This is a genomic window from Geobacillus sp. CAMR5420, assembly GCF_000691465.1.
Classification (GTDB): domain Bacteria; phylum Bacillota; class Bacilli; order Bacillales; family Anoxybacillaceae; genus Geobacillus; species Geobacillus thermoleovorans.
This window is the reverse complement of the sequence record NZ_JHUS01000030.1, coordinates 160,468-167,092: the sequence shown is the minus strand read 5'-3', so window position 1 is coordinate 167,092 and position 6,625 is coordinate 160,468. Positions and strand designations below refer to the sequence as shown.

At 54.3% G+C, this 6,625-nt stretch carries 2 protein-coding genes; both read right to left on the bottom strand.

Annotated features, from left to right (window positions below; all coding sequences use genetic code 11):
• Positions 1 to 348 precede the first annotated feature (348 nt).
• Positions 349 to 1,833: a glutamate synthase subunit beta gene (locus DI44_RS09295; RefSeq protein WP_033025204.1), complete on the bottom strand. Its 1,485-nt coding sequence runs from the start codon at positions 1,831 to 1,833 to the stop codon at positions 349 to 351.
• Positions 1,834 to 1,979: 146 nt separating this feature from the next.
• On the bottom strand, positions 1,980 to 6,539 hold the full coding sequence (gene gltB / locus DI44_RS09300) for a glutamate synthase large subunit (protein ID WP_033025201.1): 4,560 nt from the start codon (positions 6,537 to 6,539) through the stop codon (positions 1,980 to 1,982).
• Positions 6,540 to 6,625 lie beyond the last annotated feature (86 nt).

Below are 6,625 nucleotides of genomic sequence, written 5' to 3'. Positions count from 1 at the left end.
ACTTATTATATTCAAATAATGATTGCGATAGACCTTTTTGACTTGAACGTTCATAAGAGAAAAACTCCTTTACGTTCCTTGTGTGTCAAGGATTCATTCGACATCGGAACGAAAAAATCCTCCCGATTTTCGTCGAGAGGGTGCGAAATGTGAGTTATAACTTAATATATATAAGTTGCAATAAAGATTTTCCGATTGTTCGATTCTGTTTTCCTTCATAACAAGTCATTTTGATAGAATGCAGCGGGCGCTCTACTGGATGTAAAACAAAGTTTCAACTTATATATTTTCATGAACAAAAGAAAAATCCTCCTTAAAAAGCAACACTTTTTAAGGAGGAAACAACCGTTACGACGGCAGCTTCGTCTCTCCCATCAGGAACCGGTCCACTTCACGGGCCGCCCCCCGGCCCTCGTGGATCGCCCAAACGATCAGGCTTTGGCCGCGGCGGGCGTCGCCAGCCGCAAACACGCCCTCGATGTTTGTTGTATATTTGCCGTATGGGGCTTTCACTTTGTTGTTGGCCGTTTCAACGCCAAACTGCTTCAACAACGGCTGCTCTGGCCCTTCAAACCCGATGGCGATAAACACCAAATCGCACGGCCATACTTGTTCCGTCCCCGGAATTTCTTTAAAGATCGCTTTGCCGTTTTCATCGATGATTTTTTCCATTTGAATCGTATGCAGCTCTTTCACGCGGCCGTGCTCGTCGCCAACGATTTTCTTTGTTTGAATGCAATATTGACGCGGGTCGGCGCCGAATTTCGCTTTTGCTTCTTCATACGCGTAGTCAAGCGTAAAGACGAGCGGATATTGCGGCCACGGATTATCGTCCGGGCGCTTGTCCGGCAAGGCAGGGTGTTTGCCGAACTGGACGACGCTTTTGCAGCCTTGGCGCAGCGCGGTCGCCACACAGTCGGCCCCCGTGTCGCCGCCGCCGATCACAATGACACGTTTTCCCTTGGCATCGATAAACTGGCCGTCGGCAAAATTCGAATCCAATAAACTTTTCGTCACGCCGGTCAAATAATCCATCGCAAAATGGACCCCCTCAAGCTCCCGGCCTTCAATGGCCAAATCGCGCTGCTTTTGCGCACCGATGCACAAGACGACGGCGTCGTACTGAGCACGAAGTTCGTCAGCCATAATATCTTTGCCGACTTCGGTGTTCGTAATAAACGTGATGCCTTCCTCTTCGAGCAGACGCACCCGCCGCTCGACCACTTCTTTTTCCAACTTCATATTCGGAATGCCGTACATCAATAAGCCGCCGATGCGGTCAGCCCGCTCATACACCGTCACCGAATGGCCGGCTTGGTTGAGTTGGTCAGCGCAGGCCAACCCGGCCGGGCCGGAGCCGACGATGGCCACCTTTTTCCCCGTGCGCGTCTTCGGGATGCGCGGTTTCACCCATCCTTCAGCAAACCCTTTATCAATAATGGCCCGTTCGATTCCTTTAATCGCAACCGCTGGGTCGGAAATGGCCACCGTGCACGATCCTTCGCATGGCGCCGGACAGACGCGTCCAGTAAATTCCGGGAAATTATTGGTCTTTAAAAGTCGGTCAAGCGCTTCTTTCCAGCGCCCTCGGTACACCAAATCGTTCCATTCTGGGATCAAGTTGTGCACCGGACACCCCGAGGTAAGGCCGTTCAGCTCCAATCCCATATGACAAAACGGCGTGCCACAGTCCATACAGCGGGCGCCTTGGCGGGCCAGCACCTCTTCCGAAAACGGCTGTGTATATTCTTTCCAATCATCAAGACGGGAAAGCGGGTCGCGCTTTTTTTCCTCCTCGCGTGCATATTCCATAAACCCTGTTGCTTTTCCCACGATGGTTCCCCCTCCTTCTTTCCGTACACGTCCTCTCTTCTCCCCGATGCGGCCTTCCCGCCTGTTAGGCCAGTCAAAAAGCGAGCCCCGCGCGGCCGCGGGGCCAAAGCGGCGCCGCCATGCCACAGCCGCCCGAAAGGAAGACCTTATTTCGCGGCCGCTTGCAACACATGGACACCGACGGCAGCCGCTTTTTTCCGTTTCGCCACCGTTTCAAACGCCGCCAAGGCAGCTTCATCATACGAAAACCCGGATTGTTCGAGCGCTTGAATCGTTTCCACCATCAGTTTGTAGTTGTGTGGAATGACTTTGACAAACCGGCGGACATACGCATCCCACTCTTCGAGCACTAACGCCGCCCGCGGGCTTCCCGTATAGCGGTAATGGTTTTCGATCATCCGACGCACGTCGCGAATTTCTTCCTCGTCTTCGAGCCGCTCAAACGAGACGAGCTCAAGGTTGGCGGTTTGCTGCCAGCTGTCTTCGTCAGCGAGAACGTAAGCGATGCCCCCGGACATGCCAGCGGCGAAGTTTTTGCCAACCGAACCGAGGATGACGACGCGGCCGCCAGTCATATATTCACACCCGTGATCGCCGACTCCCTCAACAACGGCATGAACGCCGCTGTTGCGCACACAGAACCGTTCACCGGCGCGGCCGCGAATGTACGCCTCGCCGCTCGTCGCCCCGTAGAAAGCGACGTTGCCGATAATGACATTGTCCGCTGCGGCAAACGGCGCCTCATGCGGCGGACGGACGATCACTTTGCCGCCGGAAAGCCCTTTGCCGACGTAGTCGTTCGCGTCGCCGACGAGCTCGAGCGTCATCCCTTTCGGCACAAACGCCGCAAAACTTTGCCCGGCCGATCCGGTGAAATGGAGGCGGATCGTATCATCCGGCAACCCTTCCTCACCGTAGCGTTTCGAAATCTCGCTGCCGGTCATCGCCCCGACCGTGCGGTGGACGTTGCGGATGGCGAGGTGAAGTTCGACCGGCTCCTGCCGTTCAAGCGCTGGCTGCACCGCCGGCAAAATTTCTGTATGATCAAGCGTCTCTTCCAAACGATGGTTTTGCCCTTTGATGCAAGTGCGCGGTCCATCGACTTGGTACAGAAGACGCGACAGATCGAGATGTTTCGCTTTCCAATGCGCTTTCGCCCGCTCGCTTACCTTCAAGACATCGACGCGGCCGACCATTTCGTCGATCGTGCGGAAGCCGAGCTCCGCCATAATTTCCCGCACTTCTTGAGCGACAAAGTACATAAAGTTGACGACATGTTCTGGCTTCCCGGTGAATTTTTTACGCAGTTCCGGATTTTGCGTCGCCACGCCGACCGGGCATGTATCCAAATGGCAGACGCGCATCATGACACAGCCTAAAACGACGAGCGGTGCCGTCGCAAATCCGAATTCTTCGGCCCCAAACAGCGCCGCCATCACAACGTCACGGCCGGTCATCAATTTGCCGTCGGTTTCTAGAACGACGCGGTCGCGCAACCCATTGAGCATGAGCGTCTGATGCGTTTCCGCCAAACCAAGCTCCCACGGCAGGCCGGCATGTTTAATACTCGTTTTCGGCGAAGCGCCCGTGCCGCCGTCATAGCCGCTGATGACAATGACATCGGCGTTCCCTTTCGCCACGCCAGCGGCGATCGTGCCAACGCCGGCTTTGGCGACGAGCTTCACGCTGATGCGCGCATCTTTGTTGGCGTTTTTCAAATCATAAATGAGTTGGGCCAAATCTTCAATCGAGTAAATGTCATGGTGCGGCGGCGGAGAAATAAGCTCCACCCCTGGCGTTGAGCCGCGCACTTTGCCGACCCACGGATACACTTTGTTGGCCGGAAGCTGCCCGCCTTCACCCGGTTTTGCTCCTTGGGCCATTTTGATTTGCAATTCATCGGCATTGACCAAATAATGGCTTTTTACGCCAAAACGTCCGGACGCCACTTGTTTGATCGCGCTGCGGCGCCAGTCGCCGTTTTCATCTTTCACATAGCGGGCCGGGTCTTCGCCGCCCTCGCCGCTGTTGCTTTTTCCGCCGATCCGGTTCATGGCGATCGCCAGCGCCTCATGGGCTTCCTGGCTGATCGAACCGAACGACATGGCCCCTGTTTTAAAGCGGCGGACGATCGACTCGACCGGTTCGACTTCCTCAATCGGCACCGGTTGCCGGCTCGAATCGAAATCGAACAAATTGCGCAAGAACGTCAACTGTTCTTCATTGGCCAGTTTCGAATATTGTTTATAGAGGTTGTAATCGTTTTTCCGGCACGCCCACTGCAGCAAATGGATCGTCTTCGGGTTGAACGCGTGATGTTCGCCGTTGCGTCGCCATTGCAGCTCGCTGCCCGTATCCAGCACATCGTCTTCGTACCGTGCGTCAAATGCGGACTCATGGCGCATTTTCGCTTCTTTGGCGATTTCCGCAAGCCCGATGCCGCCAATTTGCGATGCCGTGCCGGTAAAGTATTCATCAATGACATCGTTGCCGATGCCGACGGCCTCAAAAATTTGTGCGCCGCGGTAGCTTTGCACCGTCGAAATGCCCATTTTCGACATCACTTTGACGACACCGTCAACAGCCGCCTTGATATATGTTTTCACCGCTTCACGGTAAGACAAGGCGATCGTGCCGTTTTCTGACGCTTGGCGGATCGTCTCCAGCGCCAAGTACGGGTTGATGGCGTCCGCCCCGTAGCCGATGAGCGCCGCAAAATGATGCACTTCACGCGCTTCACCGCTTTCTACAAGCAGGCTGACGTTCGTGCGCGTCCCTTTGCGGACAAGATGCTGGTGAAGCCCGCTTGTCGCCAACAAAACCGGAATGGCGACATGTGTTTCATCAACGCCGCGGTCGGACAGCACAAGAAGCGCCGCCCCGTTTTCGATCGCTTCATCCGCTTTGGCAAACAGCTCATCAAGCGCCTGTTTCAAATCATCAGTAAACAGCGTAGGCAGCACCGCGCACGCAAATTCCGGGTACGGATTGGCTTTTAACGCTGCGAGCTCTTCGTTCGTCAATAGCGGAGTTTCCAAGCGGATGCGCCGCGCCGCTTTGGCGTCCGGATGCAAAATGTTCCCTTCTTTGCCAAGCAGCGTCATCGTCGAGGTGACGACATATTCGCGGATCGCATCAATCGGCGGATTTGTCACTTGGGCGAACAGCTGCTTGAAGTAGTTGAACAAACTTTGCGGCCGCTCCGACAGCACGGCAAGCGGCGCGTCCATGCCCATAGCGCCGGTCGGATCTTTTCCTTCCGCCGCCATCGGCAAAATCGTTTTTTCCACATCTTCAAACGTGTAGCCGAACGCTTTTTGCAGTTTGACAAGCTGCTTCGGCGCTTCGACGTCCTCCGGAATTTCCAGATCGCCAAGCGTGATCATTTGCTCGTTGATCCATTGGCGATATGGCTTTTCATGAGCCATTTCTTCCTTGATTTCCTGGTCGGAGATGATGCGCCCTTGCTCGAGGTCAACCAAAAGCATTTTCCCCGGGCTCAGCCGTTCCTTATATAAAATGTTGTTCGGGTCGACATCAATGACGCCGACTTCGGATGAGAAAATAATATAGTCGTCTTTGGTGACATAATAGCGGGCCGGACGCAAACCGTTCCGGTCCAAAATGGCGCCGATTTGCTTGCCGTCGGTGAACGAAATCGCCGTCGGTCCGTCCCACGGCTCCATGAGACAGCTGTGGTACTCGTAAAACGCCTTTTTCGCCCCGTCCATCTGCTCATCCCAAAACCACGGTTCCGGAATGAGCATCATCGCGACATGGGCCGGCTTCCGGCCAGCGAGAACGAAAAATTCAAACGCATTGTCCAAAATCGACGAGTCGCTGCCGTTCGTATCCAAAATCGGCACGACTTTTTCCAAATCCGCGCCGAACGCTTCGGACACAAATTGTTTCTCGCGCGCCGCCATCCAGTTGACGTTGCCGCGCAGCGTGTTGATCTCGCCGTTATGGATCAAGTAGCGGTTCGGATGGGCCCGCTCCCAGCTCGGAAACGTGTTCGTGCTGAAGCGCGAGTGCACGAGAGCAAACGCCGAACGGAACCGTTCATCTTGCAAATCCAAATAAAACGCATCGATTTGTTCCGGCGTCAAAAGCCCTTTATACACGATCGTCCGGCTCGAGAAGCTCGCTACATAGCACTCGTTGTGTTCCACACATTTTTCGAATTGTTTGCGGATCACATACAGCTTCCGTTCAAACGCCAACTCATCAGCCACGTCATCACTTGCCGCGACAAACACTTGACGGACGAACGGCTTGCTTTGCCGCGCCAGTTTGCCAAGCTTGTCGTTGTCAACGGGCACGGTCCGCCAACCGAGCAGGCGCTGCCCCTCTTTCGCAACGATTTCATTGAATTTCGCTTCGTAATACGCCCGCTTCTCTTCCTGTTCCGGCAAAAAGAACATTCCGACCCCGTAGCGCCCTTTTTCCGGCAAGTTCATCCCACCGCACACCGCTTGAAAGTACTCATGCGGAATTTGCGTCATAATGCCCGCGCCATCACCTGTTTCCGGATCGCTTCCTTGTCCGCCGCGGTGTTCAAGCTGGCGAAGCATATGGAGCGCTTTTTCGATAATGTCATGTGACGGTTTTCCTTTCAAATGAGCATAAAACCCGATCCCGCATGCATCATGTTCAAATTCCGGGCGATACAGCCCTTGTGCTTCCGGTAATCCGTAGTGTTTCATGCTGCCTTCCCCTCCCGTTCCGAATTGTCTGTAATATTCATTGTAGTTTTCAAAATTAATATAAACAATATATAATTTAGATAAAA